Raw genomic sequence first — 26,104 nt, forward strand, 5'->3', positions numbered from 1 at the left:
GGTGGCGCTGTCCACAGATTGGCGAGCGCCACTGTCGGTGGGCGGTCCGGCGTTCCTAGCGTGGAGGGATGCGCCGATCCCAGTCGTCCTCCGAGCACGCCGAGGCGGTGTCGCGACGCCTGGCGACGCTGAGTGCGGAGCTCGCGGCCGTGCGCGACGGGTCGGTCGACAGCGACGACCCCGACCGCACGCGGGTCCGGGTGCGGCCCGGTGAGGAGCCGCCGGTCCCCGTGGTGTTGCCGGTGCCGGGTCGCCACGCCTCGCGGCGGATGCAGGTCGGCGGTCTCCGGCTCGGGCCGGTGCACCTCGCCGTCGTCACGGTCGTGGCGGCGCTGGCGGTCGGGCTCGCCGCGTGGTGGGCGATCCGCGACCAGGCGGAGGTGGTGCCGCTCGGCCCGGCCGCCGCGTCCGGCTCGTCCTCCAGCACTTCTTCGGGCACGTCGGGGTCGCCCGAGCCGCTGGCTGACGTCAGCGCACCGCCAGACGCGACGGGCGACCTGGTGGTCGACGTCGCCGGCAAGGTACGACGACCCGGCATCGCGGTCCTGCCCGCCGGGTCGCGCGTGATCGATGCGCTCGAGGCGGCCGGAGGCGCTCGTCGCGGGGTCGACCTGACCGCGCTCAACCTCGCGCGCCCGATCGTCGACGGCGAGCAGATCCTGGTCGGCGTCGCGCCCGCGCCCGGCGTCGCGGGGACCGTGGGCTCGGCCGGGTCGTCGACGCCGTCGGGCTCGCTGGTCAACCTCAACACCGCCGACCAGGCCGCGCTCGACACGCTCCCCGGCGTCGGCCCGGTGACCGCCGACGCGATCCTGTCGTGGCGCGAGGAGAACGGCGGCTTCACCTCGGTCGACGAGCTGCTCGAGGTCGACGGCATCGGTGAGGCGACGCTGGAGGACATCGCCCCGCTCGTGACCATCTGACCGCGGTCGACCGGTGCCCGACCTCCGCGCCGTCGGCCTCGGCGTGGGCGCCTGGACCGGCGCGCTCCTGGTGCTCGTGCTGCCGGGACGCGTCGCGCTGGTGGCGGTGCTGGTCGTCGTGGCCGGCGCCGGCCTGCTCGTCGTACGCCGCACGCTCGCAGCCGCCTGGCTCGGCCCGGTCGCGGCACTGGCCGCCGTCGCCGGTGTCGCCGCCCTCCAGCAGACGCTGGTCGCCACCTCGCCGCTGGCCGTCCTCGCCGAGGACGGCGCGATCGTCACGCTCCGGATGGAGATCACCTCCGACGTCCGGGTCGTCGCGGGCCAGTACGGCGACCTCCAGGTCGCGCGGGCCGACGTGACGCACGTCGAGGGCCGGGGGAGCGCGTGGGAGCTCGACGCGCCCGTGGTCGTGATGGCCGGTGAGGACTGGCCGCGCCCGGAGCTCGGCACGACGCTGGTGACCACCGCCCGGCTGGTGCCCGCCGACGACGACGTCGCGGCACTCGTCCGGCCGACGGGCGATCCGCGCGTGGTCGGGGAGCCCGACGTCTGGTGGGACGCAGCGGCTGCCGTACGACGGTCCGTGCGCGCCTCGGTCGCGGGGCGGGACGCCGACGCGCGCGAGCTCGTGCCGGCGCTCGTGGTGGGCGACGACGGCGGCCTGGACGAGGCCCTCGCCGACGACTTCCGGACGACGGGGCTCACGCACCTGCTCGCGGTGAGCGGGACGAACCTCACCCTGGTCGTCGGGTTCGTGATCATCCTCGCCCGCTGGGTCGGCGTGCGCGGTCGCTGGCTCCACGTCCTCGCCGCACTGGGGATCGCCGGGTTCGTGCTGACCGCCCGCGCCGAGCCCAGCGTCGTCCGCGCTGCGGCGATGGGCACCGTCGCGCTGGTCGGGATGGGTGCCAACGGCCGCTCCCGCGGCACGCGGTGCCTCGGCGTGGCGGTGCTCGGCCTGCTCCTGGTCTCGCCGTCCCTGGCGGTGTCGGCCGGGTTCGCACTGTCGGCGCTCGCGACCGGCGGGATCCTGCTGCTCGCGCCGGTCTGGCGCGATGCGCTGGTGCGGTGGACGCCTCGCTGGGTGGCCGAGGCGGTCTCGGTGCCACTGGCCGCGCAGGTGGCGTGCACACCGGTCGTCGCGGCGCTGTCGGGACAGGTGAGCCTGGTGGCGGTGGCGGCCAACCTGCTCGCTGCGCCGGCCGTCGCTCCGGCGACGGTCCTCGGCCTGGCCGGCGGGCTCCTCGGTCTGGTCTGGGCGCCGCTCGGCGTGCTCGTCGCCGCGCCCGCCGCGTGGTCGGCGGGCTGGATCATCTCGGTCGCGCGCTGGGGCGCGGACGTCCCGACCGCCGCCGTCGACTGGGGCACGAGCCCGGTGGCCCTCGTCGTGCTGACGGCACTGTGCGTGCTCTCCGTGCCGCTGGCGCCCCGGCTCCTGCGCCGGCCCGGGACGACCCTCGCCTGCACCGGGCTGCTGGTCGCGGTGATGCTGGTCCGGCCACCGTCGCCCGGCTGGCCGCCCGACGGCTGGGTCCTCGCGATGTGCGACGTCGGGCAGGGTGACGGGCTCGTGCTCCGGGCCGGACCTCGGTCGGGCGTGGTCGTCGACGCCGGGCCCGATCCCGCGCTGATGGACGCCTGCCTCGACCGGCTGCGGATCACCGACGTGCCGCTCGTGGTGCTGACCCACTTCCACGCCGACCACGTCGACGGCGTCGCCGGTGTCTACGACGACCGTCGGGTGGGTGCGGTCGAGTCGACCTGGCTGCTCGAGCCCGAGGACGGCGTGCGGTCGGTGGAGGACGCGGCGGGCGGCGACCCCGGCGTGGCGGCGTACGGCGAGACGCGGAGCTTCGGCGCGGTCACGCTCCAGGCCGTGTGGCCCGAGCCGGGCGGCGGCGCCGGCGACGCGGGGGAGAGCGGCCCCAACAACGCCAGCGTGGTGCTCGTCGCCGAGGTCGAGGGCATCCGGATCCTGCTGACGGGAGACGTCGAGCCCTCGGCGCAGCGCTCGCTGGCACGCGACCTGCCCGGGCTCCGCGTCGACGTGCTGAAGGTGCCGCACCACGGCAGCCGGCACCAGGACCTCGACTGGCTGACCTCGCTCGGCGCGCGGGTCGCGCTCGTGTCGGTGGGGGCGGACAACGACTACGGGCACCCGGCCCCCGACCTCCTCGCCGCGCTCACCGCGGCCGGCTCCCGGGTGTGGCGCACCGACCTCTCGGGCGACGTCGGGGTGGTGGTCCGAGAGGGCGGCGTCGGTGTCGTGGGTCGCGGATAGGGTGGCCGCACCATGGCACGCACCCCCACCGCCGAGCAGGTCCTCGGCCACGTCGTCCTCGTGACGGGCAAGGAGGAATACCTCTCCGCGCGCACCGTCGCGTCGGTCCGCGAGGCGGTCCGGGCGCACGACGCCGACGCCGAGCTGGCCGAGTCGATGGCGTCCGACCTCACCCTCGCGTCGCTGGGGGAGATGTCCGCACCGTCGCTGTTCTCGTCCATCCGGTGCGTCATCGTGCGCGGCATCGAGGACCTGCCCGACGAGTCGGTCGACGGGCTGCTGGACTACTGCGGGTCGCCGGTCGAGGACGTCGCCCTCGTGCTCGTGCACTCGGGCGGGCAGAAGGGGAGCGGCGTGCTCACCAAGCTGCGCAAGCTCGGCCCGGTGACCGAGGTGAAGTCCGAGGAGGTCAAGCCCAGCGCGATGCCGGCCTTCGTCACCTCGGAGGTCGCCTCGCACGGCGCGCGGATTGACTCCGACGCCGCAGCCTTCCTCGTGCAGGCGGTCGGCACCGACCTGCGCTCGCTCGCGGCCGCCGCCGACCAGCTCACCAACGACTTCCACGGCGAGCACCTGACGATCGACAAGGTCCAGCGCTACTTCGGCGGCCGGGCCGAGGCGAAGTCCTTCACGGTGGCCGACGCGGCCTTCGACGGCGACCGGACCCGCGCGCTGGAGGAGCTTCGCTGGGCGCTCGACTCCGGGACCTCGCCGGTGCTGGTGACCTCGGCGATGGCGGCCTCCGCCCGGAGCATCGCCCGCTACCTCGGTGCGCCGCGTGGCGCCCGGGAGGCCGACCTCGCCCGCGACCTCGGCGTCCCGCCGTGGAAGGTGCGCACGGTCCGCCAGCAGTCCCGCTCCTTCAGCCCGGAGGGGATCGCGCAGGTGGTGCGGTCCGTCGCGGTCGCCGACGCCGACATCAAGGGCCAGGCCCACGACGCGTCCTACGCCCTCGAGCGGCTGGTGCTCACCGTCGCCGCGTTGCGCGAGTCCCGCTAGCCCGGAAATGCGAAACACCCGCCACGAGGGCGGGTGTCCGGCGTGAGGTGTCGACCAGGGGCCAGCCTCAGAGGGAGGCGGTCTTCTTGGCGATCGACGACTTGCGGTTGGCGGCCTGGTTGGCGTGGATGACGCCCTTCGAGGCGGCCTTGTCGAGAGCCTTCATGGCGTCGCGGCCGGCAGCGGTCGCGGCGTCCTTGTCGCCCGCCTCGGAGAGCTCGCGGAACTTGCGGACCGCGGTCTTCAGGCGCGACTTGACGGCCTGGTTGCGCTGGCGCGCCTTCTCGTTCTGCTTGTTGCGCTTGATCTGGGACTTGATGTTCGCCACGTCTGGATCCTCGGATGCTCGAGCTGGTCTGGAATGGAAGTCTGGTGCCTGTCGGCTGCCTGGCAACCCTGCGCTCTGAGAGGGAGTGCGGGTCGGGTGCCGGACATGCAGGGATGAACACTACCGTCCGGCCTCGCGCGTGCCCAAATCGCTCAGCTCGCCCGGCGGCCGGTGCGTCGCGCGACCGCAGCCAGCATCCGCCGCGACTCGGTCCGGCGGAAATCGTTGATCGTCGGGAGGTTGACGTCGACGGCCGTCACCGAGCGGACGGCGAGGTGCGCGCCGAACCCCGCGAGGAAGGCCGTGACCGCGTCGTCACCCGCTCCCACGAGGGCGGGGGACGACGTGATCGAGGTGTCGAACCACGGGTCGTCCATCCGCTCCATCCGGGCCAGCAGCGGGTCGACCCACGCCGGCCCGCGAGCGGCCATGCCCCAGTCGACGAAGACGACGTCTCCGTCCGGACGACGCAGCAGGTTGTCGATCCGGACGTCCCAGTGGACGAGCTGGGCCGCGGCCACGTCGGCCTGCGCACGGAGGACGTCGGACCACTCGCGTTGCTGGCTCACCAGCCAGTCGGGGACCGGGGCCCCGGGAGGCGCCGAGGGCAGCGCGTCGAGCGTGTCGGCCCACTTCCCGAACACGTCGCCGACGTCGAGGAGGCGGGCCGACGGTGGCTCGCCGCGCTCCCGGAGTGCCTCGGAGAGCCGGTCGGCCCCGGCCAGGACCGCCTCGAGCTCGGCACCGTCCGCGAAGTCGGGGTGGCGCCCCTCGACGTCTTCGATCAGCAGCGCGACCCACGCCCCGTCGTCGTACGACGCCAGCAGCCGCGCCCAGAGCCGGTGCTCGCCGAGGTGGGAGAGGACGGCGGCCTCGCGGCGGAAGAGGTTCGGCGTGTCCGGGTTGAGGTCGTCGCCGACCGCCTTCACGAAGGCCCGGGTGCCGTCGGCACAGGTCAGCCGGGTCGCGCAGCCGGGCGACATGCCGCCCACCTGCTCGGCGACCGAGACCACCGGTGAGCCGAGCACGCCCTCCACCCACGAGCGCACGGCCGCCGGCACGGATCCGTAGGGGAGGCGTACGCCGACCGCGCGCGGCGCCGTCACGACCAGCCCCGGCGCTCCGCGAGCCAGTCCCAGCACACCTCGCCCTGCCAGCGCTGGTGGTCGCGGATGTGCGGCGAGGTCGGCGGGACGGGGAGCTCGCACTGGGTGAAGAAGTAGCCGACGTAGAGCGCGAGGTTGATGTCGAACGCCTCGGGATCGACGTCGCGCAGCAGCCGGCGCGACGCGATCACGGCGTCGACGTCGATGCCCTCGCCGCGCGGGCCGATGAGTGCCGCGAAGGAGTCGAACCACGCGGCGCCGCGGACCGGCCAGTTCCAGTCGCAGATCATCGCGCGGCCGTCGGAGTCGATGATCACGTTGTCCGAGCGGATGTCGGTGTGGACGAGGGTGTCCCCGCCGACGACCTCGGCGTAGCGGGTGGCCAGCGCCTCGGCCTCCGCGAGGTGGGCGGCATCGAGGTCGGTGCGGTGCGCGCGGAGCGACGCCCAGCCCTCGACGAGCGGCGCGAAGTCGGCCGCGGCCGTGTCGAGGGACAGGTCGGCCGGGGGCGGGGTGAGCTCGTCGGCCGCCTGCTCCAGGGAGTCGAGCACGGCGTCGAGCTCGTCCTCGCGCCACGGCCTCCGCGGCGCCCGCCCGGCGACGTACTCGATCCCGAGGACGACCCAGTCGTCGTCGAGCTGCCAGAGCAGCCGGGGCGCCGGGACCGAGCGGGGGAGCGCGGCGAGCTTGCGTGCCTCCTCGCGGTAGGAGTCGGCGAACACCTGCTGGGCCTTCACCGACGCGGCCTTCACGAAGTGCCGCGAGCCGTCCTCGCACACCAGCACCGACGCGAAGCCCGGCGTGAAGCCGCTCGTCTGCGAGATCGCGGACACGACGGGGGAGCCGCACCTGCGCTCGATCCAGGTCCGGAGGTTCGGCGGGAGGAAGCCCCACTCGAGCCGGCGCGCGGTCCTGCCGTGGGGAGCGGGGTAGTCGGCGAGCGGCTGGCGGGGCATGGGCGCATCCTTCCCCACGCTCGGGCGCGCCGACGACGGGATATCGGGTGGAGTGGCCGGAGGGGGACGTGGAGGATGGACCCGTGCCCGAGATCGTGCTGCCCACCGCAGATGTCCGCGCGTCGTTCCTCGAGGCGATGGACGAGTTCGTCGCCGAGGGTGTCGAGCTCTCCCAGACCGCGGCGTGGATCGACGTGCACGCCCCGGGCTGGACCGATCCCGAGAGGTTCGAGTCGTTCGTCGAGTCCGTGAAGGCGGACGCGCGCCCGGACAACCCGCGGCCCGACTGGCACGTGCCGTGCACGACGCTGTGGTGGATCGACGGCGAGACCTACCTCGGCCGGCTCGCGATCCGCCACGTCCTCAACGACTTCCTGCTCGACGTCGGCGGGCACATCGGCTACGACGTCCGTCCCACGCGCCGCCGCGAAGGCCATGCGACCGCGATGCTGCAGGCCGCGCTCCCGTGGGCCGCGGGCCTCGGGATCGACCCGGCGCTGATCACCTGCGACGTCGACAACCACGGCTCGACGAAGGTCATCGAGGCCGCCGGCGGGGTGCTCGAGGACGTGCGCGGGGTCAAGCGCCGCTACTGGGTACCCACTTCGGGGTAGCCCGTCAGCGCGAGCGCGCCGACGTCCATTGACAGTGCTCCCGGGCGAGCGGAAGGTGAGGTACGTCACACCTGCGCTCGGGCAGGTCCCGTCCGGGCTCGGCTCCTCCGACCCCCGGGAGACACCCATGGCGCGCACCGAACGCCGCACCCTCGCCGTCGTCGCATCCGTCGGCCTCACCCTCGCCCTCGCCACGGGGGCGCTCGCCGCGCGCGGCCTGAGCGACGACGAGGAGGCGCTCGCGCCGACCCGGGGCAGGCCCAGCGCGGGCATCGAGCGCAAGGTCGACGCGCTCCTGGCCCGGATGACCACGAAGGAGAAGCTGCAGCAGGTGCAGCTGCTCTCCGACGGCCAGATCACCGACGCCGACGCCAAGGCGGGAGTGGGCTCGGTCTTCAGCCTCGTCGACGCCGAGAAGATCAACCACTTCCAGCGCGTCGCGGTCGAGCAGTCCCGGCTCGGCATCCCGATCCTCTTCGCCTACGACACCGTCCACGGCTACCGCACGGTCTTCCCCGTGCCGCTGGGCGCCGCGAGCTCCTTCGACCCGGAGGTCGCGAGCGCCGACGCCGAGGTGGGGGCCCGCGAGTCGGCCATCCAGGGCATCAAGCAGGTCTACAGCCCGATGGTCGACGTCTCGCACGAGCCGCGGTGGGGCCGCATCGTCGAGGGTGCGGGCGAGGACCCCTACCTCGGTTCGGTCATGGGCGCCGCGCGCGTGAAGGGTGCCCAGGGCACCGACTACAGCCGGCCCGACAAGGTCGTCTCGAGCGTCAAGCACTACGTCGCCTACGGCGAGGCCGAGGGTGGCCGGGACTACAACACGACCGACCTGTCCGAGTCGCGGCTGCGCAACCTCTACCTCCCGCCGTTCAAGGCCGCGATCGACGCGGGCGCCGACACGGTGATGTGCTCGTTCAACTCGATCAACGGCGTCCCCGGGTGCGCGAACAAGTACACCGAGACCGACATCCTCAAGAAGGAGTGGGGCTTCGACGGCTTCATCGAGAGCGACTACACGGCCGTCGCGGAGCTGCGCGCCTGCCCGCCGGTCACGCCCGACGAGGGCCCGTGCGGGCACGGGGTCGCCGCTGACGGCCCGCAGGCGGGAGCCGCGGCACTGATGGCCGGCACCGACTCGGAGATGGTGAGCACCAACATCCGCGACTACGGCGAGCAGCTGCTCGCGAGCCGGCAGATCACCATGAAGCGGCTCGACGACGCCGTCCGACGGATCCTCCGGGTGAAGTTCCGGGCCGGCCTGTTCGACCACCCGTACGTCGACGTGGCGAAGGCGTCCGACCCGGCCAGCTACGGCAAGCCCGCCGACCTGGCGAAGAGCCGCTGGGCCGCCGGCCGGTCGATGGTCCTGCTCAAGAACGACGGTGGCGCGCTGCCGCTCGACCCGGCCAGGTCGACGGCACTCATCGGCCCGTTCGGTGACACCGTCGACGACGTGCTCGGTCCCTGGCCCGGTCGCGGTGCCGACGAGCTCGCGCCCGCCCACGTGCCGCTGGTCGAGGGCCTGACGGCCGCGAGCACCGGCCAGGTGACGTACACGCAGGCGTGCAACCTGGCCCACAACTTCGACCCGCCCAACGTCGCGAACCCGCCGCTGACCCCCGAGGACGAGGTGTGCGCCGGCCCCGGTGACGACGGGACCACGATCGACGACGCCGTGGCCGCGGCGGAGGCGGCCGACCAGGTGGTCCTCGCGCTCGGCGAGAACGCCTACATGAGCGGCGAGGCCAACGCGCGCAGCGAGCTGACCCTCCCGGGCCAGCAGCAGAAGCTGCTCGACGCCGTGGCGGCCACCGGCAAGCCGGTCGTGGTGGTGCTGCTCAACGGACGGCCCCTCGACCTCAGCGCGGTGCAGGGCAAGGCGGCGGCGATCTTCGAGGCCTGGTTCCCCGGCACCGAGGGCGGCCACGCGGTCGCCGACGTCCTCTTCGGCACGGTCAACCCGGGCGGCAAGCTGCCCGTGACCTTCCCGCGGAGGGTCGGCACGGCACCCACCTACTACAACCACGAGCCCACCGGCCGCCCGTGCGACGCCGCGTCCAAGTACAACTCCCGCTACCGCGACCTCGCCACCTGCGACCCGCTCTACCCCTTCGGCTTCGGGCTGAGCTACACCACCTTCGAGGTCGGCGACCTCCGCCTGAGCCGCAGCTCGGTCCGTCGCGACGGCCGGCTCACCGCGTCGATGCGGGTCACCAACACCGGCAGCGTCGCCGGCGACGAGGTGGCGCAGCTCTACCTGCACGACCCGGTGGCGAGCCTGTCCCAGCCGGTGCGCAGGCTCCGCGGGTTCCAGCGGGTGAGCCTCGACCCCGGGCAGTCCACGACGGTCACGTTCACCCTCGACGCGAGCGACTTCGGGTTCTACGACAACCGGGGGAAGTACGTCGTGGAGCCGGGGCTGATCGAGGTCTACGGCGGCGACTCGTCGACGGCGACGATGAAGGCGACGTTCACCGTCACCCGGTGAGCGGCACGTCCTCCCCGCGCGGTGGCACCCGCCGCGTGCGGGTGGCCGCGCCGACCCCGACCACGGCGACCACGAGACCGACGAGCTGCAGCGGGGTGAGCGTCTCGTCGAGCACCAGCCACGCGAGGACCGCGGTCACGGGGGGACTGAGGAAGAACAGGCTCGCTGCCGCGCCCGAGCCGCCGCGCAGGACGAGCAGCGACAGCAGCACGAGCCCGATGATCGAGTTCACGATCGCGAGGAAGAGGACCGAGACGAGGGCGCGCGGGGCGTCGGTGACCGGCCAGAAGCCCTCGGTGGTCCAGCCGAGGAGGAGCATCGGGGGAGCGGAGACCGCGAACTGCACGGCGGCCGACCAGAGCAGGTCGGGCCGGGCACCGATCCAGCGCTGGCCGAGGGTGCCGAGGCTGAGGGTGAGCATGCTGAGGCAGCCGATGCCGACCGCGACCGGCCCGCCGGCGTGCCCGAGGTCGGAGCCGAGCACCAGCAGCACGCCGGCGACCCCGACGACGAAGCCTCCGACCTGCACCGCCGAGATCCGCTCGCCGAGCAGGACGGACGCGAGGACGGCGGTCAGGACCGGGCTGAGGGCGTGGAAGAGCGAGGCGAGGGTCGCGCCCAGGCCGAGGTCGAAGGCGACGTACATCATCCCGAACATCAGCCCGTTCATCACCAGGCCGACGAGGGCGACGCGGCCGAGCGTGCCGCGGTCCATCCTTGTCGGCCGGCGCAGGAGCAACGCGAGCCCGGCGGCCAGGACCGCGGCGATCACGAACCTCCAGCCGAGCACGGAGAACGGCGCGGCTGCGTGCACGGCGGCAGGACCCGAGATGTAGCCGGACGACCACACCAGGACGAACGCGACGGCCGGGACGAGGGGCAGTCGCGTCGCGTCGGGCCGGGTCACGTGTCCGCACGCTAGCCCTCGTCGGGCGGAGCGCCGTCGGCAGGCTCGTCGCCGGTTCGGTGCGGCGTGACCAGCGTGGAAGAATGGCCCGACCCCGTCGTACCAGACTCGAAACCAGAGCCGAAAGCAGTCAGTGAGCCTCAAGAACGCGCCGCAGCCGGGCTCGACCGACCCGTCGATCATCCGCAACTTCTGCATCATCGCGCACATCGACCACGGCAAGTCGACGCTGGCCGACCGGATGCTGCAGCTGACCGGGGTGGTCGACGAGCGGGCGTCGCGGGCGCAGTACCTCGACCGGATGGACATCGAGCGCGAGCGCGGCATCACGATCAAGTCGCAGGCCGTGCGCATGCCGTGGACGGTCCCCGCCGACAACGAGGCCGGCGCCGAGCCGGGCACCTACGTGCTCAACATGATCGACACCCCGGGCCACGTCGACTTCACCTACGAGGTCTCCCGGTCGCTCGAGGCCTGTGAGGCCGCGATCCTGCTGGTCGACGCCGCCCAGGGCATCGAGGCCCAGACGCTGGCCAACCTCTACCTCGCGATGGGTGCCGACCTCCACATCATCCCGGTGCTCAACAAGATCGACCTGCCGAGCGCCAACGTGGAGAAGTACGCCGCCGAGCTCGCCGGCCTGGTCGGCTGCGAGCCGGAGGAGGTGCTCCTGACCAGCGCCAAGACGGGCGTGGGCGTCGAGGCGCTCCTCAACGAGATCGTGGTGCAGACGCCGGCCCCGGTCGGCGACGCCGACGCACCGGCGCGCGCGCTGATCTTCGACTCCGTCTACGACACCTACCGCGGCGTGGTCACCTACGTCCGCGTCGTCGACGGCAAGCTCAGCCACCGCGACCGGATCAAGATGATGTCGACCAACGCGGTCCACGAGATGCTCGAGGTCGGCGTGATCAGCCCGGAGCCGGTGAAGGCCGGGGAGATCGGCGTCGGCGAGGTCGGCTACCTGATCACGGGCGTGAAGGACGTGCGCCAGTCGCGCGTCGGTGACACCGTCACCTCGCAGCACCACGGCGCGACCGAGTCGCTCGGCGGCTACAAGCACCCCAACCCCATGGTCTACGCCGGTCTCTACCCGATCGACGGCGACGACTACCCGGGCCTGCGCGACGCCCTCGAGAAGCTCCAGCTCAACGACGCCGCCCTCACCTACGAGCCCGAGACCTCGGGCGCGCTGGGCTTCGGCTTCCGGTGTGGCTTCCTCGGCCTGCTCCACATGGAGATCACCCGCGACCGCCTCGAGCGCGAGTTCAACCTCGACCTCATCTCGACCGCGCCCAACGTGGTCTACGAGGTCGTCATGGACGACGGCACCCAGCACGAGGTGACCAACCCGAGCGAGTACCCCGACGGCAAGGTCGCCGAGGTCCGCGAGCCGGTCGTGAAGGCGACGATCCTGGCGCCGTCCGACTACATCGGCACGATCATGGAGCTGTGCCAGCTCAAGCGCGGCAACCTGCAGGGGATGGACTACCTCTCCGAGGACCGGGTCGAGATGCGCTACACGCTGCCGATGGGCGAGATCGTCTTCGACTTCTTCGACCAGCTGAAGTCGCGCACCAAGGGCTACGCCTCGCTCGACTACGAGCGCTCCGGCGAGCAGGCCGCCGACCTCGTCAAGGTCGACATCCTGCTGCAGGGCGAGCCGGTCGATGCGTTCAGCGCGATCATCCACCGCGAGGCGGCCTACTCCTACGGCGTGATGATGGCCGGCAAGCTCAAGGACCTGATCCCGCGCCAGCAGTTCGAGGTGCCGATCCAGGCCGCCATCGGCGCGCGCGTGATCGCCCGCGAGACCATCCGCGCGATCCGCAAGGACGTCCTCGCCAAGTGCTACGGCGGTGACATCAGCCGCAAGCGCAAGCTGCTCGAGAAGCAGAAGGCCGGCAAGAAGCGGATGAAGAACATCGGCTCGGTCGAGGTGCCGCCGGAGGCCTTCGTCGCCGCGCTCGCCACCACGCAGCCGGCGGAGAAGACCGGCAAGAAGTGAGTGGCGGCCGCACGGTCCGTGCCGACGACGTCGCGCCGAGGCCGTGGCCCAACGGTGGCGGCACGACGCGGGAGCTCGCGCGCGCGGGTGACGGGTCGTGGCGGATCAGCCTCGCCACGATCGAGTCCGACGGGCCCTTCTCGCTGTTCCCCGGCCTGCACCGGCTGCTGACGGTCGTGGAGGGCCCGGTGCTCGACCTGACCGTCGACGGCGTGCCTCAGGTCGTCGAGCCGCAGCGCCCGTTCGCCTTCTCCGGCGAGGCCGAGGTCGTGGCGTCCGTGCCCGAGGGGCCCGTGCGTGCCCTCAACGTGATCGCCGACGCGAGCGTGGCGGCGTACTGCACCGTGCTCGAGCTCGGTCGCGGCTCGGCCCTGCCACTGGCCGTCGACCAGGCTGCCTACGTCATCACGGGCGAGGCGCGCGGCAGCCTCGTCATCGGTCCGGGCGAGGTCGCCGGTCGCGGCACAGTCGCGGTGGTCACGGTCGAGGCCGGCTGACCGCAGCGCTGACCAATCCGGGCGCGGGGGCCGCTGCGAAGCCGGGGCATGCGACTGGCAGACCGGCTCCGCGTCGAGGCGATCCGCGCGAGCGCGAGGTTCGCGGTGTCGTACGGCGACGGGCTGCGGTTCGCGGGTCGCGACCTGCCGACGCCCGAGAGGATCCACGTCCGAACGCGCCACGGCCGGGTGCGGGTGCACCTCTACTCACCCGGCGGGCAGGACCTGCCGATCCACGTCCACCTCCACGGCGGTGCCTTCCTCATGCGCTACCCGGAGATGGACGACTGGTGGTGCCGCTACGTCACCGCGACCGCCGGTGTCGTGGTGGCCAACGTCGACTTCGAGGTGGCTCCGCGGGTGGCCTACCCGGTGGCCCAGCAGCAGGCCCACGACGTCGCGGCCTCGCTTGCGGGGGACGGCACCCCCGTGTCGGTCGGCGGCTTCAGCTCGGGCGGCGGGCTCGCCGCCTCGGTCGCCCTGCAGGCGCGCGACGCCGGATCGTTCGCGCCGACGTTGCAGGTGCTCGGGATCCCCGCGCTCGACCTGTCGGCCGAGCCGCGCGACGGCGATCCCGGGATGATCTCGCCGGACCTGCGCCGCCTCGTGCGACGGGTCTACCTCCCGGACCCCGCGAGCCGGCGCGAGCCGTACGCCTCCCCGCTCCTGGCCCCGGACCTCACGGGACTGCCGCCGGCGGTCGTGCTCACCGCCGAGCGCGACGTGCTCCGGGCCGAGGGCGATGCGTACGCGGACCGCCTGCGCGATGCCGGCGTCCGCGTCGTCCACGACGTCACACCCGGCGTCGACCACTACTTCCTCACCGAGGACCCCGTGCGGGCCCGCGCCACGATGGCGATGGTGGCCGACGAGATCCGGGCCGCAGGTCAGGCTGCGGGCGCCCAGCGCGGGTCGCGGCCGAGCCGGGCCAGGAGGCGGTCGGAGGCGGACGCGTCGTCCGGTACGTCGACCGCCTCCGCGCAGACGCCCTCGGAGTAGAGCGCGTCGCCCCAGCCGTCGGCGGCAGCGTGGAGCACGTCGGCCTCCTCCTCGCTGACCTCCCACGGCTGGCCGGTGGCGCGGGCGATGTCGGAGCCGTGGACGACGAGGTCCCAGCCGTAGAAGTCGGCCATGGTCGCGGCGATCGTCGTCCGCCCGAAGTAGCCGTCGTACTCCCGCTCGGCGACGCCGTCGCGTCCGAGCACCTCGGCCACGGCGGCTGCGTGCCGGCGCCAGGCGGCCGCCGGGTCCGTCGTGTCGGGCGCGGTGCCGGTGTCGAGCTCCTGCCGCTCGAGGAACTCGCGCTCCGTCTCGATCGCGTGGACGACGATGTCGCGGACCGTCCAGTCGTCGCAGGGCGTGGGCGCGTCCCACCGGTCGCCGACCCCGTCGAGGATCGCGGCGAAGGTGTCCGCGCGCGTGGTGAAGTTCTGTGCACTCGTGCTGGTCGTGGTGGTCATGGCCCCGAGGCTCGCAGGCCCGGTGTCGGTGGCGATTGTGATAATCCGACACATGAGCGGTCCGCACCCCACCGACCCCGTGGACCGGGCCCACCTGACCGGTGTCACCCGGCCGTCGCCGCCGATCCACCGCTACGCGCCGAGCGACCACCTCGCCGACCTCGTCGACCGCTACTGGATCCCGGTCTGGTCGCTGGCCGAGCCCTCGACCCAGAGCACGCTCCAGCACCCGATCTGCCTCGTGGTCGTCAGCAACACCTACGCCCGGCTCTACGGTGTCGCCCGCGGCCGCTCGAGCGTGACGCTCGAGGGCGACGGCTATGCCGTCGGCACGATGCTGATGCCCGCCGCCGGTCGGCTGGTGCTCGGCCGGTCCGTCGCGGAGCTCACCGACACGGCGATCGACCTGGTCGAGGTGCTGCCGGACGCCCGACTGGTCGACGACGTCCGCGCCGCGATGGAGGTCGCTCCGCACGACCCGGCATCGCACCTCGCCGCGATCGCGGCGATGGAGGAGTGGCTCACCGGATTCCTGCCCGTCGACGAGCAGGGACTGCTGGTCAACCACCTCGTCGCGTGGCTCCGCGAGCACCCCGAGGTGACCCGGGTCGGTGAGATGGCCGACGAGCTCGGCCTCACCGAGCGCAGCCTCCAGCGGCTGGTCGAGCAGCGCCTCGGACTGAGCCCGAAGTGGCTGGTGCAGCGACGCCGGCTGCACGACGCGGTCGAGGCGCTCAAGGCGGGGTCGACCAGCCTGGCCGACGTGGCCGCCGGCCTCGGCTACACCGACCAGGCCCACTTCACCCACGACTTCCGCACGATGACCGGGGTGACGCCGGGGGAGTTCCTCCGCGACCAACCAGCGTCAACCAAAAGTTGACACGCGTGCTGCACTGCGGCACCGTGGAGGCATGCCCCTCCTCCTCGGACACCTCGTCGTGGCAGCAGCCGTCACCGTCGCCGTCGGTCTCCTGACCGGTGGAGGCTGGGCGTTCCTGGTCGGGATCGCGCTCGCCCTCTCGCTGTGGCTGATGCTCTTCGCCGGGTCCTACGCCACCCGACCGGGCGAGTCCCGCCGCACGACGTCGGTCGGGCAGTACGCCTTGGCTGCGGTCGTCGGGGTCGTCCTCGGCTACGCGATGTTCCGCCTCGGCGGCAACCCGAGCTTCTGGGCGGTCGGCTTCATCATGGCCGGCGTGATCGTCCCGGCCGGGTCGGCGGCCTCGCGGGAGTCGCGGACCGGCAGTGCCTGACGGCGACCCGCTGGACGACGTACGTGCCGCGGCCACGACCCTCCACCTCGCCGAGCGCGGCCTCGCCGACGCGGTGCACGCCGCCCGCGCGGCGGGGGCGAGCTGGGCGGCGATCGGCTCGGTGCTCGGCACGTCCCGGCAGAACGTGTTCAAGCGCTTCGGCACCCCGCGCGACCCCCGGACAGGAGAGCCCATGGCGCCCACCGACCACGCATCCGTCCGGTCGACGACCGAGCGGGTCTTCACGCTGATCGACGAGGGGGCGTACGACGACCTCCGCGCCCTGATGCCCGACGACGTGGCCCGGGTGCTGACCCGCGACGTCGTGCTCGGCACGTGGGCACGTGCGGTCGCCGACGCCGGCAACCTCGTCCGCTGCGAGGGCACGACGGTCGAGCTCCCCGGTGGCGAGCCCGCGCCCGACGGCCCGGTCCTCGGCACGGTCGTCGGCGTCACCACCCTCGTCTGCGAGGCGGGGGAGTGGCAAGGGCGCGCCGCGCTCGGACCGGACGGCCGGTTGCTGGGAGTGCTCGTCGTGCCCGTCGGGGCCGAGGGACTGCCGTTCTAGCAGCGCTCGGGCCATACTCGACGGATGGTCTGGGCCAGGGTTGCCGTGACGATTGGGCTGCTCGTGCTGCTCGCTGCGTTCGCGGTCGGAACCGAGCACCGGCCGGCAGCGTCGGTCGCAGGCCAGGTCCTGGACTGCGGCCCGTCGATCCCTGCGTCGTGGCTGCTGCCCGGCACCCCCGACCGTGGGGAGACGGGTCCCGGAGCCACGGTCGACGAGCGACGAGCTGCGGACGCGTGCGGCCCCGTCGTCGCCGAGTCCCGGACGTGGGTCGCGACCCTGATGGGACTGGGGTGCCTCGTGGCGCTCGTCGGCGGGAGCGCGATGGCCGGAACAAGCCAGGCCGGACCGGGGCGGGTCGCCGCGACCCGCTCGTGAGGCATCCACCTCGTTCCGACGAGGCTCGGCTCAGACGACCTCCCGCTCGACCGAGAGGTCGGTGACCGTGATCCCGAGGGCCGCCCCGAGCGCGGAGACCGGGGCCTCGAGCTCGGTCCTTCGCGGCTTCCGCGTCCGCGAGAACCACGTCACCTCGAGCGGCCGGCGCTTCGCCGTGCCGGTGGCACGCCAGTATCCGGTGATCCGGCCGTCGACCAGCAACGGCGCCAGGACCATCCCGTTGGCCCCGCTCCAGAGCCGGTCGAGGTGGGCCTTCTCCGAGAAGCGGACGCGACCGGCCGGGTCGTAGCCACACATGAGTGCGTCGAACTCGGGGAGCAGGCGCACGCCCGCGAGCTCTCGCGGGGCCGGAGCGCCCGCGAGATCGACGTACGTCCTGCCGTCGGGGCCGTCGTCGCGGACCAGCCCGTCGACCTGGTCCAGCACGCTGTCGACGTGCCGCAGCCCCAACCCCGACCACCAGGCGACGTCCTGGCGCGACGAGGGGCCGTGGCAGCGCAGGTGCAACCGGACGGCATCGGCGAGCGTGGGATCCGTTGCGGGTGGGAGGAAGCGGTACTCGGGTGCGCCCTGCCCGGACCAGTCCCCGTTGACCGGCCGGCGCACCAGCCCGCCGTGGCCGAACGCGAGGTAGCGCCCGGCCGGCTGTCCGGTGACGTCGTCGCGACCCTCGCGCGCGACGAGCCAGTCGTGCAGGTGCTGCTCGAGCGCGTCCGTCGAGCGCCAGTCGGTGGCGAACGCCTCGGTGGCCGTCCACAGCTCCTCGAGCGTCCCGTGCTCCAGGCGCAGCATCCGCATCCACAGCGTGCGCTGGCCGACACGCGTCGCGGCCCCGAGGGCGGCGAACTGGTCGGGCGTCGCGGTGTGCACGGTGCCGCGGATCGTGCTCCCGCGCACGACGGACCCGGACTCGTAGGCCTCCGTGACCTCCTCCCGCGTGGTCCCGGGGTAGCGGGCGGCGAGGCCCAGGAAGGGCGACCGGGCCGTCTGGGACTGGATGGGGCCGGTCTCGGTGAGGCGGCCGACGAGGTCCGGGGCGGGGTCGGAGGGGAACTGGCGCGCCAGCGACGCCGCGGCCAGGTCGTCCCAGGTCAGTGCCACGTGCGGACCGGGTCGTCAGCCGCGCATCGGGCCGCCGGGGCGGCCGTAGGACTCGGCCACGATCTCGGCGACGACGGAGAGCGCGATCTCGCCGGGGGCCTTGCCGCCGACGTCGTGACCGGCGGGCACGTGCAGCCGGCTGACGTCGTGACCCTCGGCGACGAGCTCCTCGAGGAGGCCCTCGGAGCGGCGGCGACTGGCCATCATCGCGACGTAGACCGCACCGGAGGACAGCGCGTTGCGCAGCACCGCCGGGGCGTCGGGCGCGTCGTGGTCGCACAGCACGACCGCGTCGCCCTCCTGCGGGTCGAGGCCCGGACCGCCGTCGTCGGCGGACTCGACGAGCACCGGCCGCCCGACCGTGGACGCGATGACCGCGATGCACCGCGCGATCGGGTTGTCGGAGAGGACCAGGATGCGGCCGCGCTGCTCGGGCTCGGCCACCCAGGGACGCTGGCGCATGCTCATACGCGTACTCGCTTCGCTCCGTGCGCGCATGAGGCTCATGTCGCGCTGCTCTGGACGATGAGCTCGCTGGCGCTCGCTCATGGGCGCCAGCCTAGGGTTGCAGCGTGTCCGTCACCATCCCCCCGGGACTGCTCGCCCAGCGGGCGCTCGGCAAGGACTGGTCCGACTGGCTCGACCGGCTCCCGCGACTCACCGCCGACCTGCTCGACGACTGGCACCTCGTGCCGGACGGGGAGTCGCTCCACGGCTACTGCTCGCTCGTGGTCCCAGTGCGCGACGCCGACGGGGTCCCGGGCGGCCTCAAGATCACCTTCGACGGTGACGAGGAGTCGGCCCACGAGGGCCTCGCGCTCCAGCACTGGGGCGGCAGGGGCGCCGTACGACTGCGCCGCGCCGATCCGCGACGGCGGGCCCTGCTGCTCGACTGGCTGCCCGGGCCCGACCTGGGCGACGCGTGGGACGTCGAGGCGTGCGAGGTCGTCGGTGGACTCTACGGACGCCTCCACCTGCCCGCCCTGCCGCAGCTGGCGACCGTGTCGTCGTACGTCGAGAGGTGGCTGCGCGAGCTCGACGGGCTCGGGCGCGACATCCCGGTCCCACGGAGGTACGTCGACCAGGCACTCGCGCTCGGCGCCGACCTGCTCGCCGACGAGGCCCCGTCGGTGGTGGTCCACGGGGACCTGCACTACGCCAACGTGATGGCCGACGAGGCGGGGGAGTGGCTCGCCATCGACCCCAAGCCGATGGCCGGCGACCGCCACTACGAGCCCGCGCCGATGCTCTGGAACCGGATGGACGAGCTCACCGGGCCGCTCGCGGTCGGGTCGGTGCGCGACGGGCTCCGCCGCCGCTTCCACGCACTGGTCGACGCGGCCGGCCTCGACGAGGCCCGCGCACGGGACTGGGTCGTCGTGCGCATGGTCGTCAACGCGGGCTGGACGGTGCAGGACGCCCGGGAGGCGCAGCGGGCGCTGACCTCCGACGAGCAGGACTGGATCACCCGGTGCATCGCCATCACGAAGGCGGTCCAGGACTAGACATCGGCCGAAAGTCGCAACCTTCGAGGGTGGGGCGCCCAAAACGCCGCTATTGCTACCACCCGGTAGGAAAAGTGACCTAGGTTACAGCCCAAGTCAGCAGCCCCCGCATGAGCCACACCTGAGCCACGAATGAGTAGGTACCAGATGCCGACCACGATCGACACGAGCTTCCTCGCCACCATGCCGGCCAACGTGGCCGTCCAGTTCTTCGACCGCGTCACCGCCTCCCCGGAGAGCGAGGCGTTCCGCTTCCCGCGCGGCGAGGCGTGGGAGTCCGTCACCTGGAAGCAGGCCGGCGACAAGGTCGAGGCGCTCGCCGCGGGCCTCATCGCCCTCGGCGTGCAGCCCGAGCAGCGCGTCGGGATCGCGTCCGGCACCCGCTACGAGTGGATCCTGGCCGACCTGGCGATCATGTGTGCCGCCGGCGCGACCACGACCGTCTACCCGACCACCAACGCCGAGGACACGACCTACATCCTGGGCGACTCCGAGAGCCAGGTCGTCTTCGCCGAGGACGACGAGCAGGTCGCCAAGCTCACCGCGCACCGGGCCGAGCTGCCGCACGTCTCGAAGGTCGTCACCTTCGACGGAAAGCCCGACGGGGACTGGGTGATCAGCCTCGACGACCTCGCCGAGCTGGGTGACAAGCTGCTCGCCGAGCAGCCCGACGTGGTGCGGACGACCTCCGCGGCCATCGCGCCCGACCAGCTCGCCACCCTCATCTACACCTCCGGCACGACCGGCCGACCCAAGGGCGTGCGGCTGCGCCACTCCTCGTGGGTCTACGAGGGCGAGGCCATCCGCGCGCAGGGGATCCTCTCGGAGAGCGACCTCGAGTTCCGCTGGCTGCCGATGGCGCACTCGTTCGGCAAGGTGCTGATGTCGACGCAGATGGCGTGCGGCTTCGCCGCCGCGATCGACGGGCGCGTCGACAAGATCGTCGACAACCTCGGCGTCGTGAAGCCGACCTTCATGGGTGCCGCCCCGCGCATCTTCGAGAAGGCCTACGGCCGCATCGTCACCATGCAGGCGGCCGAGGGCGGTGCCAAGGAGAAGATCTTCAACAACGCCTTCAAGGTCGGCCTCCAGGTCGAGAAGCTCAAGCTCGAGGGGAAGTCGGTCCCGCTGCCGCTCAAGCTGCAGCACGGCCTCTTCGACAAGCTCGTCTTCTCCAAGGTCCGCGAGCGCTTCGGCGGCAACGTGCGCTTCTTCATCTCCGGCTCGGCCGCGCTCAACCGCGACATCGCCGAGTGGTTCGGTGCCGCCGGCATCACCGTCCTCGAGGGCTACGGCCTCACCGAGACCTCGGCCGGCTCGTTCGTGAACCACCCCGACGCCAACAAGTTCGGCACCGTCGGCCCGGTGTTCCCGGGCAGCGAGGTCAAGCTCGGCGACAACGACGAGGTCATGATCAAGGGCCCGGGCGTGATGGACGGCTACCACAACCTCCCCGAGGAGACGGCGAAGACGCTGACCGCCGACGGCTGGCTGCACACCGGCGACAAGGGCGCCCTCGACGCCGACGGCCACCTGGTCATCACCGGCCGCATCAAGGAGCTCTTCAAGACCTCCGGCGGCAAATACGTCGCCCCGCCGGCGATCGAGTCGAAGTTCAAGGCCGTGTGCCCCTACGCCAGCCAGTTCATGGTCTTCGGCGAGGGCCACAACTACTGCGTCGCGCTGATCACCCTCGACCCCGACGCCATGGTCGGCTGGGCCGAGGAGAACGGCATGGCCGGCAAGTCCTACACCGAGGTCGTGCAGTCCGACGCCGTGCAGAAGATGGTCACCGACTACGTCGAGGAGCTCAACAGCCACCTCAACCGGTGGGAGACCATCAAGAAGTGGAAGGTCCTCGACCACGACCTGACGATCGAGTCGGGCGAGCTCACGCCCTCGATGAAGGTCAAGCGCAACGTGGTCCAGCAGAACAACCAGGACGTGATCGAGGCGCTCTACGCCTGAGCCCTGCGGGGCCGGACGAGGTCAGATCCGGTTGCTGGGCGGCTCACAGGAGACGCACAGGACACGTCGGCTGAATGGGTGTCAGTGGGAGACCACTGGCACCCGTTCTCCCGTCCTGTCCCGCGCATCCCCAGGAGCACCCGATGACCGCACACCACGCCCACGACCACTCGCACGGTGACGACGAGGTGCACGAGCACGACCTCGGCCTCCAGCACGACCTCGGCACGCTCCGGCGACGCGGCTTCTCGACGATGGGCCGGCGCGGCGTGCTCGGGGTCCTCGGCGGTCTCGGCGTCGTCGCGGTCGCGGGGTGCGCGAGCGACGACAGCAGCGCCTCGACGGCGACGTCGAGCAGCACCCCGTCGGGCAGCCCGCCGAGCGGCGGTCCGGGCGGTGGCGCGCCCGACGGCGGCATGGGCGGCGACTCGTCCGTCGAGGTCGCCGACGGTGAGATCCCCGAGGAGACGGCCGGTCCCTACCCCGGCGACGGCTCCAACGGTCCCGACGTGCTGTCCGAGAGTGGCGTCGTCCGCTCGGACATCACGACCAGCTTCGGCTCGGCCTCGGGCGTCGCAGAGGGCGTACCCCTCACGCTCCGGTTCAAGCTCTACGACCTCACCGGCGACGAGGTCGAGGTGCTCTCCGGTGCCGCGATCTACGCCTGGCACTGCGACCGCGACGGCAGCTACTCGATGTACGACGGCGACGCGGCCGACGAGAACTACCTGCGCGGGGTCCAGGAGACCGACGCGGACGGCTGGGTCGAGTTCACCTCGATCTTCCCCGCCTGCTACTCCGGACGCTGGCCGCACGTGCACTTCGAGGTCTACGAGTCGCTCGACGCCGCGACGAGCGTGTCCAACAAGCTGCGCACCTCGCAGCTCGCGTTCCCCGAGGACGTGTGCAACGAGGTCTACGCCACCGAGGGCTACGAGTCCTCGGTGACCAACCTGGCGCAGGTCAGCCTCGACTCCGACGGCATCTTCAGCGACGGCTACTCCCTGCAGATGGCCACCATGAAGGGCAGCAACGACGAGGGCTGGACCGCGACGCTCAACGTCCCCATCTGAGGATCCTGATCCGGGCGGCGGGGAGCGGGGGAGCGCGCGTGGTTGGATTGCCGCGTGCCCCCCGCCCAACCCGACGGCGACGTCGCCCCCGAGGACGGCCTCCTGCCCGACGAGGCGTGGGCCGAGTTCGGCAGCAAGCCCTTCGGGCTCTACGTGCACGTCCCGTTCTGCACGGTCCGCTGCGGCTACTGCGACTTCAACACCTACACCGCCCACGAGCTCGGCGACGAGGTGGGCGCCAGCAGGTCGACCTACGCCGAGGCGGCCATCAAGGAGATCCGCTTCGCCCGGCACGTGCTCGGCCACCGCGACGTCAAGATCGAGACGATCTTCTTCGGTGGCGGTACGCCGACGCTGCTCAAGGCGGCTGACCTCGGCGCCATCGTGGCGAGCGCGGCGGCCGAGTTCGGCCTGGTCGACGACGTGGAGATCACGACCGAGGCCAACCCGGACAGCGTCGCGGCGTGGGACCTCGACGAGTTGCGCACCGCGGGCTTCAACCGGATCAGCTTCGGCATGCAGTCGGCCGTCGACCACGTGCTCCGCACCCTCGACCGCACCCACGACCCGCTCCGGGTCCCGGCGGTGGTCGACTGGGCGCGACAGGCCGGCTTCGACGACGTGAGCCTCGACCTCATCTACGGCACGCCGGGGGAGTCGCTCGCCGACTGGGAGACCTCGGTCGACGCGGCCCTCGCGTGCGAGCCCGACCACATCTCGGCGTACTCCCTCATCGTCGAGCCCGGGACCGCCATGGCCCGCCAGGTCGCGCGCGGCGAGATCGCGATGCCCGACGAGGACGACCTCGCCGACAAGTACCACCTCGCCGACGAGCGTTTCGGGCGCGCCGGGATGAGCTGGTACGAGGTGTCGAACTGGGCGACCTCGCCCGACCACTGGTGCCGCCACAACCTGCTCTACTGGACCGGGGGCCACTGGTGGGGCGTCGGCCCCGGCGCCCACTCGCACGTCGGGGGCACCCGCTGGTGGAACGTCAAGCACCCCGCGGCGTACGCCGAACGGCTGGGGCGCGGCGTCTCACCGGCCCTCGCCCGCGAGGTGCTCGGCTACCGCGACCAGCGGGTCGAGCGGATCCTGCTCGAGATCCGCCTCGTCGAGGGGCTCCCGGTCTCCGCGCTCGAGGCGGGCGGCCGCGCCCACGTCGCCCGGATGGTCGCCGATGGCCTCGTCGAGCTCGCCGCCGAGCGACTCGTGCTCACCCAGCGCGGCCGGCTCCTCGCCGACGCGGTCGTCCGCGACCTCGTGGACTGAGCTCACCTGATCCCGCCGCTCGATCGGCCGCGGGTTTCGTCCGCGGCGCGCCCGTGAAGTAAGGACGAGGGCTGTGTCGCGGAGGAGCGCAGCGGGGGAGCGGCGCGGCAACGAGGACGCACGAGCGGGCTTCCGGCGCCGCGGACACGCGCCGAAGTGAAGCGGAGGCGCCAAAATGCACCGTGATCCATGGTCACGGGCGACCGGACCCACGGCCTTGGTTTCGACACGGGCGCCAGCGCGCCCTGCTCAACCAGCGGGGCTACCTGCCAGCGCGCCCTGCTCAACCAGCGGGAGCAGGCGCGCCGCGGACGGCAAACCCCCGGAGGAGCGAGGTGCTGGTGCTGGTGCGGGTGCTGCGGGGGTGGTCAGGGCGCCGTGGTGAAGTCGATCAGCTCCTCGACCCGGCCGAGGAGGGCGGGGTCGAGGTCGGCGAAGGAGGACACCCGGCCGAGGATGTGCTTCCACGCCCGGGCGATGTCGGCCTGGTCGCGGTGGGGCCAGCCGAGCTGCTGGCAGGTGCCGGTCTTCCAGTCGATGGGGCGGGGGACCGACGGCCACTGGGCGATGCCGAGGCGGTCGGGCTTCACGGCCTGCCAGATGTCGATGAAGGGGTGCCCGACGACGAGCACGTGCTTGCCGATGGGGGAGCGGGCGATGCCCTGGGCGATCCGCGACTCCTTTGAACCGGGGACGAGGTGGTCGACCAGCACGCCGACGCGGCGCTGCGGCCCGGGCTTGAAGTCGCGGAGGTGGTCGGCGAGGTCGTCGACGCCGCCGAGGTACTCGACCACGACGCCCTCGATCCGCAGGTCGTCGCCCCAGACCTTCTCGACGAGCTCGGCGTCGTGCCGGCCCTCGACGAAGATCCGGCTGGCGCGGGCCACGCGGGCGCGGGCGTCGGGCACCGCGATCGACCCGGACGCCGTACGCGAGGGTGCGGCGGGTGCGCCACCGCGGACGGGCCTCGTGAGGATGACCGGCCTGCCCTCGAGCAGGAAGCCGGGGCCGAGCGGGAACGTCCGCCGCTTGCCGCGCCGGTCCTCGAGGGTCAGCGTGTCGATGTCGCGGTCGACGGCGACCACCTCGCCGCACCAGTCGGTGGTGACCTCCTCGACGACCATCCCGATCTCGGTCGGGACCTCGACGGCACGGCCCTTCTTCGGCGCGCGCCAGTCGGAGGCGAGGACGTCGGTTCCGTAGCGATCCTGGGGCACCGGTCAACGCTAGGGGCCGAAGCCCTGTCGGCGGAGGCGGCGCGCCGGTGACCCGTCACCCGGCCACTGGGTCACCGGGAGGCTCGGCTCACGCGTCGGGCGAGCCCGGCTGGGGGTCCTGGTCGGGTGCGGTGCTCGCGCCGTCGTCGTTGCCCAGGTCCTCCTGGGTGGCGTCCATCTCGAGCTCCTCGCGGCTCTTGGTCTCCTCGGCGTCGGGGTCGAGCGGCTCGGCGAGCGGGTTGTCGTCGCCGGGCTGCAGGTCCTCGGGCAGCTGGTCGTCGGAGATGCCGCCGATGGTCTCCGAGTCGGGGGACGCCGTGTCGCCGGAGTGGTCCGCGTCGGCCTCGCTGGTGCCGCTGGAGGCCGTCGGGGTGTCGCCGAACTCGTCCTGGGTCGCGCTCTTCTCGGTCATCCTCCAGTCCTACCGGCGTACGGCGGACCGGGCCAGCCCCCGGAGGGTGGGAGTGCAGCGGGAGCGGGTCAGCACATCCCCGCGTGGAGGTGGGAGCGCAGCGCGGCGCCGAGCTCCTGCGGAGAGGTCACCGGGCGCACGAAGTCGAGCCGGTGGGGGTGCGAGCCCGACGCGTCGAGCCAGGTGACGTCCACCCCGCACGGGTCGACGCGCACGAGGCTCGCGGCGAGCATCGAGTGCAACGGCACGCCGAAGGTGGTCGATATCGCGGTGCGCAGCTCGAGCTCGTGGGCCTCGTTGGCGTGCTCGACGGTGCGCTGGAGGTAGCCGGGGTTGAGGACGTGGCGGTGGTCGCGGAAGCGCGAGACGTCGACGGCCAGCGTCTCTTCGTCGCTGAGGAGCGACACCGCGCTCAGGTCGAGCGCGACGAGCGAGCGCGGGTCGCCGCAGCAGGAGCAGCCGGAGTCGCGCTGCACCAGCCTGCCCTGCAGCACGAGGCTGAGCCGGCGGTGCGCGGACGCCGGGGCCCCGAGTCCGCTGGCGATCTCGACCATGCCCTCCGAGCCGCCGTGGGCGGCCGCGAGGAGGGCGGACTCGTCGCTCGCGCTGAAGACGGGCGCCCCGTGCATGTCGCAGGTGACCTCGTAGAGCTCGTCCTCGACGCATCGGCGGGCCTCGCCCACCCACAGCGTGATCGCGTCGGGACAGGACAGCACGCTGCGGGCCAGCAGGGCGGCTTCGGCCGGGTTCATCACGCCTCCACGAG

Annotated in this window: 26 protein-coding genes; 16 read left to right on the top strand and 10 right to left on the bottom strand. The window is 72.7% G+C overall.

Features of this window, described 5'->3' with window-relative positions; translation table 11 throughout:
* Positions 1 to 68 precede the first annotated feature (68 nt).
* Genes BLV76_RS15125 through holA form a run of 3 tightly spaced genes read left to right on the top strand, consistent with a single transcriptional unit; the run spans position 69 to position 4,203 of the window.
* Entirely contained in the window at positions 69 to 923 is an 855-nt protein-coding gene (locus tag BLV76_RS15125; RefSeq protein ID WP_245734695.1) for a ComEA family DNA-binding protein, read from the top strand.
* A gap of 13 nt (positions 924 to 936) precedes the next feature.
* Complete coding sequence (locus tag BLV76_RS15130; RefSeq protein ID WP_090969881.1) at positions 937 to 3,204, top strand: ComEC/Rec2 family competence protein; 2,268 nt, start codon at positions 937 to 939, stop codon at positions 3,202 to 3,204.
* A gap of 12 nt (positions 3,205 to 3,216) precedes the next feature.
* The gene (holA, locus tag BLV76_RS15135; protein ID WP_090969883.1) at positions 3,217 to 4,203 is read left to right on the top strand and encodes a DNA polymerase III subunit delta; all 987 of its coding nucleotides are present in this window, start codon (positions 3,217 to 3,219) and stop codon (positions 4,201 to 4,203) included.
* Between the two features lie 67 nt (positions 4,204 to 4,270).
* Here holA and rpsT read toward each other — a convergent pair whose 3' ends face one another.
* The 3 genes from rpsT to BLV76_RS15150 form a co-directional block, all read right to left on the bottom strand.
* Positions 4,271 to 4,531, bottom strand: coding sequence for a 30S ribosomal protein S20 (gene rpsT / locus BLV76_RS15140; protein WP_090969885.1), 261 nt, complete (start codon positions 4,529 to 4,531; stop codon positions 4,271 to 4,273).
* A gap of 152 nt (positions 4,532 to 4,683) precedes the next feature.
* Positions 4,684 to 5,637, bottom strand: coding sequence for an aminoglycoside phosphotransferase family protein (locus BLV76_RS15145; protein WP_139306590.1), 954 nt, complete (start codon positions 5,635 to 5,637; stop codon positions 4,684 to 4,686).
* Positions 5,634 to 6,593, bottom strand: coding sequence for a phosphotransferase family protein (locus BLV76_RS15150; protein ID WP_090969890.1), 960 nt, complete (start codon positions 6,591 to 6,593; stop codon positions 5,634 to 5,636). Before BLV76_RS15150 ends, BLV76_RS15145 begins: the two co-directional genes overlap by 4 nt.
* Positions 6,594 to 6,676: 83 nt before the next feature.
* On the opposite strand from BLV76_RS15150, the gene BLV76_RS15155 reads away from it, so the two are divergent.
* On the top strand, positions 6,677 to 7,207 hold the full coding sequence (locus tag BLV76_RS15155) for a GNAT family N-acetyltransferase (protein WP_090969893.1): 531 nt from the start codon (positions 6,677 to 6,679) through the stop codon (positions 7,205 to 7,207).
* Positions 7,208 to 7,334: 127 nt separating this feature from the next.
* The gene (gene bglX / locus BLV76_RS15160) at positions 7,335 to 9,698 is read left to right on the top strand and encodes a beta-glucosidase BglX (protein ID WP_090969895.1); all 2,364 of its coding nucleotides are present in this window, start codon (positions 7,335 to 7,337) and stop codon (positions 9,696 to 9,698) included.
* On the opposite strand, the gene BLV76_RS15165 is transcribed toward bglX, so the two are convergent.
* The gene (locus tag BLV76_RS15165) at positions 9,688 to 10,605 is read right to left on the bottom strand and encodes a DMT family transporter (protein WP_175539692.1); all 918 of its coding nucleotides are present in this window, start codon (positions 10,603 to 10,605) and stop codon (positions 9,688 to 9,690) included. The two genes, bglX and BLV76_RS15165, sit on opposite strands and share 11 nt — an antisense overlap.
* A 133-nt stretch (positions 10,606 to 10,738) precedes the next feature.
* Here BLV76_RS15165 and lepA point away from each other — a divergent pair, with 133 nt between their 5' ends.
* From lepA to BLV76_RS15180, 3 genes are read left to right on the top strand one after another with little or no spacing between them, the layout of a single operon-like run.
* On the top strand, positions 10,739 to 12,613 hold the full coding sequence (gene lepA, locus BLV76_RS15170; protein ID WP_090969899.1) for a translation elongation factor 4: 1,875 nt from the start codon (positions 10,739 to 10,741) through the stop codon (positions 12,611 to 12,613).
* Positions 12,610 to 13,110 carry a HutD/Ves family protein gene (locus BLV76_RS15175; protein WP_090969901.1) on the top strand — a complete coding sequence of 167 codons (501 nt, stop codon included), beginning with the start codon at positions 12,610 to 12,612 and terminating at the stop codon, positions 13,108 to 13,110. Before lepA ends, BLV76_RS15175 begins: the two co-directional genes overlap by 4 nt.
* Before the next feature lie 48 nt (positions 13,111 to 13,158).
* Complete coding sequence (locus BLV76_RS15180; protein ID WP_090969903.1) at positions 13,159 to 14,109, top strand: alpha/beta hydrolase fold domain-containing protein; 951 nt, start codon at positions 13,159 to 13,161, stop codon at positions 14,107 to 14,109.
* On the opposite strand, the gene BLV76_RS15185 is transcribed toward BLV76_RS15180, so the two are convergent.
* Positions 13,998 to 14,570, bottom strand: a complete 573-nt coding sequence (locus BLV76_RS15185) for a TIGR03086 family metal-binding protein (protein WP_090969905.1) — start codon at positions 14,568 to 14,570, stop codon at positions 13,998 to 14,000. The two genes, BLV76_RS15180 and BLV76_RS15185, sit on opposite strands and share 112 nt — an antisense overlap.
* Before the next feature lie 52 nt (positions 14,571 to 14,622).
* Between BLV76_RS15185 and BLV76_RS15190 the strand changes: the two genes are divergently transcribed.
* Genes BLV76_RS15190 through BLV76_RS15205 form a run of 4 tightly spaced genes read left to right on the top strand, consistent with a single transcriptional unit; the run spans position 14,623 to position 16,769 of the window.
* On the top strand, positions 14,623 to 15,450 hold the full coding sequence (locus BLV76_RS15190; RefSeq protein WP_090969907.1) for a helix-turn-helix domain-containing protein: 828 nt from the start codon (positions 14,623 to 14,625) through the stop codon (positions 15,448 to 15,450).
* A gap of 31 nt (positions 15,451 to 15,481) precedes the next feature.
* On the top strand, positions 15,482 to 15,823 hold the full coding sequence (locus tag BLV76_RS15195; protein ID WP_090969909.1) for a hypothetical protein: 342 nt from the start codon (positions 15,482 to 15,484) through the stop codon (positions 15,821 to 15,823).
* Positions 15,816 to 16,391 (top strand): hypothetical protein, encoded by a 576-nt coding sequence (locus BLV76_RS15200; protein ID WP_217630359.1) that lies wholly within the window; start codon positions 15,816 to 15,818, stop codon positions 16,389 to 16,391. Before BLV76_RS15195 ends, BLV76_RS15200 begins: the two co-directional genes overlap by 8 nt.
* 45 nt (positions 16,392 to 16,436) lie before the next feature.
* Complete coding sequence (locus BLV76_RS15205; RefSeq protein WP_139306591.1) at positions 16,437 to 16,769, top strand: hypothetical protein; 333 nt, start codon at positions 16,437 to 16,439, stop codon at positions 16,767 to 16,769.
* A 30-nt stretch (positions 16,770 to 16,799) separates the two neighbouring features.
* Here the strand turns inward: BLV76_RS15205 and BLV76_RS15210 are convergent, their stop codons facing one another.
* Positions 16,800 to 17,891: a DNA glycosylase AlkZ-like family protein gene (locus BLV76_RS15210; RefSeq protein WP_090969912.1), complete on the bottom strand. Its 1,092-nt coding sequence runs from the start codon at positions 17,889 to 17,891 to the stop codon at positions 16,800 to 16,802.
* A gap of 15 nt (positions 17,892 to 17,906) precedes the next feature.
* Positions 17,907 to 18,353: an XdhC family protein gene (locus tag BLV76_RS15215; protein WP_175539693.1), complete on the bottom strand. Its 447-nt coding sequence runs from the start codon at positions 18,351 to 18,353 to the stop codon at positions 17,907 to 17,909.
* 110 nt (positions 18,354 to 18,463) lie between these two features.
* On the opposite strand from BLV76_RS15215, the gene BLV76_RS15220 reads away from it, so the two are divergent.
* The 4 genes from BLV76_RS15220 to hemW all read left to right on the top strand — a co-directional run bounded on the left by BLV76_RS15220 (position 18,464) and on the right by hemW (position 23,709).
* Positions 18,464 to 19,396, top strand: a complete 933-nt coding sequence (locus BLV76_RS15220; RefSeq protein WP_090969916.1) for an aminoglycoside phosphotransferase family protein — start codon at positions 18,464 to 18,466, stop codon at positions 19,394 to 19,396.
* Positions 19,397 to 19,543: 147 nt separating this feature from the next.
* Positions 19,544 to 21,364, top strand: a complete 1,821-nt coding sequence (locus tag BLV76_RS15225) for an AMP-dependent synthetase/ligase (protein ID WP_090969918.1) — start codon at positions 19,544 to 19,546, stop codon at positions 21,362 to 21,364.
* 143 nt (positions 21,365 to 21,507) lie between these two features.
* Positions 21,508 to 22,437 (top strand): intradiol ring-cleavage dioxygenase, encoded by a 930-nt coding sequence (locus tag BLV76_RS15230; RefSeq protein ID WP_090969920.1) that lies wholly within the window; start codon positions 21,508 to 21,510, stop codon positions 22,435 to 22,437.
* 54 nt (positions 22,438 to 22,491) lie between these two features.
* Positions 22,492 to 23,709, top strand: coding sequence for a radical SAM family heme chaperone HemW (gene hemW, locus BLV76_RS15235; protein WP_090969922.1), 1,218 nt, complete (start codon positions 22,492 to 22,494; stop codon positions 23,707 to 23,709).
* Positions 23,710 to 24,077: 368 nt separating this feature from the next.
* Here hemW and BLV76_RS15240 read toward each other — a convergent pair whose 3' ends face one another.
* From BLV76_RS15240 to BLV76_RS15250, 3 genes are all read right to left on the bottom strand, one after another.
* Positions 24,078 to 24,926, bottom strand: coding sequence for a DUF3097 domain-containing protein (locus BLV76_RS15240; RefSeq protein WP_090969924.1), 849 nt, complete (start codon positions 24,924 to 24,926; stop codon positions 24,078 to 24,080).
* Positions 24,927 to 25,014: 88 nt separating this feature from the next.
* A complete protein-coding gene (locus BLV76_RS15245) occupies positions 25,015 to 25,338 on the bottom strand; it encodes a hypothetical protein (RefSeq protein WP_090969926.1) in 324 nt (107 codons plus the stop codon).
* A gap of 68 nt (positions 25,339 to 25,406) precedes the next feature.
* On the bottom strand, positions 25,407 to 26,090 hold the full coding sequence (locus BLV76_RS15250; RefSeq protein ID WP_090969928.1) for a DUF2470 domain-containing protein: 684 nt from the start codon (positions 26,088 to 26,090) through the stop codon (positions 25,407 to 25,409).
* Between the last annotated feature and the right edge of the window lie 14 nt (positions 26,091 to 26,104).

This window comes from Nocardioides exalbidus (genome assembly GCF_900105585.1).
GTDB classification, from domain to species: Bacteria; Actinomycetota; Actinomycetes; order Propionibacteriales; family Nocardioidaceae; genus Nocardioides; species Nocardioides exalbidus.

Bases quoted from the DNA above. Each gene is read 5' to 3' on its own strand.
- BLV76_RS15195 (WP_090969909.1), top strand. From the start codon at position 15,482: ATGCCCCTCCTCCTCGGACACCTCGTCGTGGCAGCAGCCGTCACCGTC.
- BLV76_RS15150 (WP_090969890.1), bottom strand. From the start codon at position 6,593: ATGCCCCGCCAGCCGCTCGCCGACTACCCCGCTCCCCACGGCAGGACC.
- BLV76_RS15245 (WP_090969926.1), bottom strand. From the start codon at position 25,338: ATGACCGAGAAGAGCGCGACCCAGGACGAGTTCGGCGACACCCCGACG.
- bglX (WP_090969895.1), top strand. From the start codon at position 7,335: ATGGCGCGCACCGAACGCCGCACCCTCGCCGTCGTCGCATCCGTCGGC.
- BLV76_RS15215 (WP_175539693.1), bottom strand. From the start codon at position 18,353: ATGCGCCAGCGTCCCTGGGTGGCCGAGCCCGAGCAGCGCGGCCGCATC.
- BLV76_RS15225 (WP_090969918.1), top strand. From the start codon at position 19,544: ATGCCGACCACGATCGACACGAGCTTCCTCGCCACCATGCCGGCCAAC.
- BLV76_RS15185 (WP_090969905.1), bottom strand. From the start codon at position 14,570: ATGACCACCACGACCAGCACGAGTGCACAGAACTTCACCACGCGCGCG.
- BLV76_RS15190 (WP_090969907.1), top strand. From the start codon at position 14,623: ATGAGCGGTCCGCACCCCACCGACCCCGTGGACCGGGCCCACCTGACC.
- holA (WP_090969883.1), top strand. From the start codon at position 3,217: ATGGCACGCACCCCCACCGCCGAGCAGGTCCTCGGCCACGTCGTCCTC.
- BLV76_RS15125 (WP_245734695.1), top strand. From the start codon at position 69: ATGCGCCGATCCCAGTCGTCCTCCGAGCACGCCGAGGCGGTGTCGCGA.
- BLV76_RS15250 (WP_090969928.1), bottom strand. From the start codon at position 26,090: ATGAACCCGGCCGAAGCCGCCCTGCTGGCCCGCAGCGTGCTGTCCTGT.
- BLV76_RS15230 (WP_090969920.1), top strand. From the start codon at position 21,508: ATGACCGCACACCACGCCCACGACCACTCGCACGGTGACGACGAGGTG.
- BLV76_RS15180 (WP_090969903.1), top strand. From the start codon at position 13,159: ATGCGACTGGCAGACCGGCTCCGCGTCGAGGCGATCCGCGCGAGCGCG.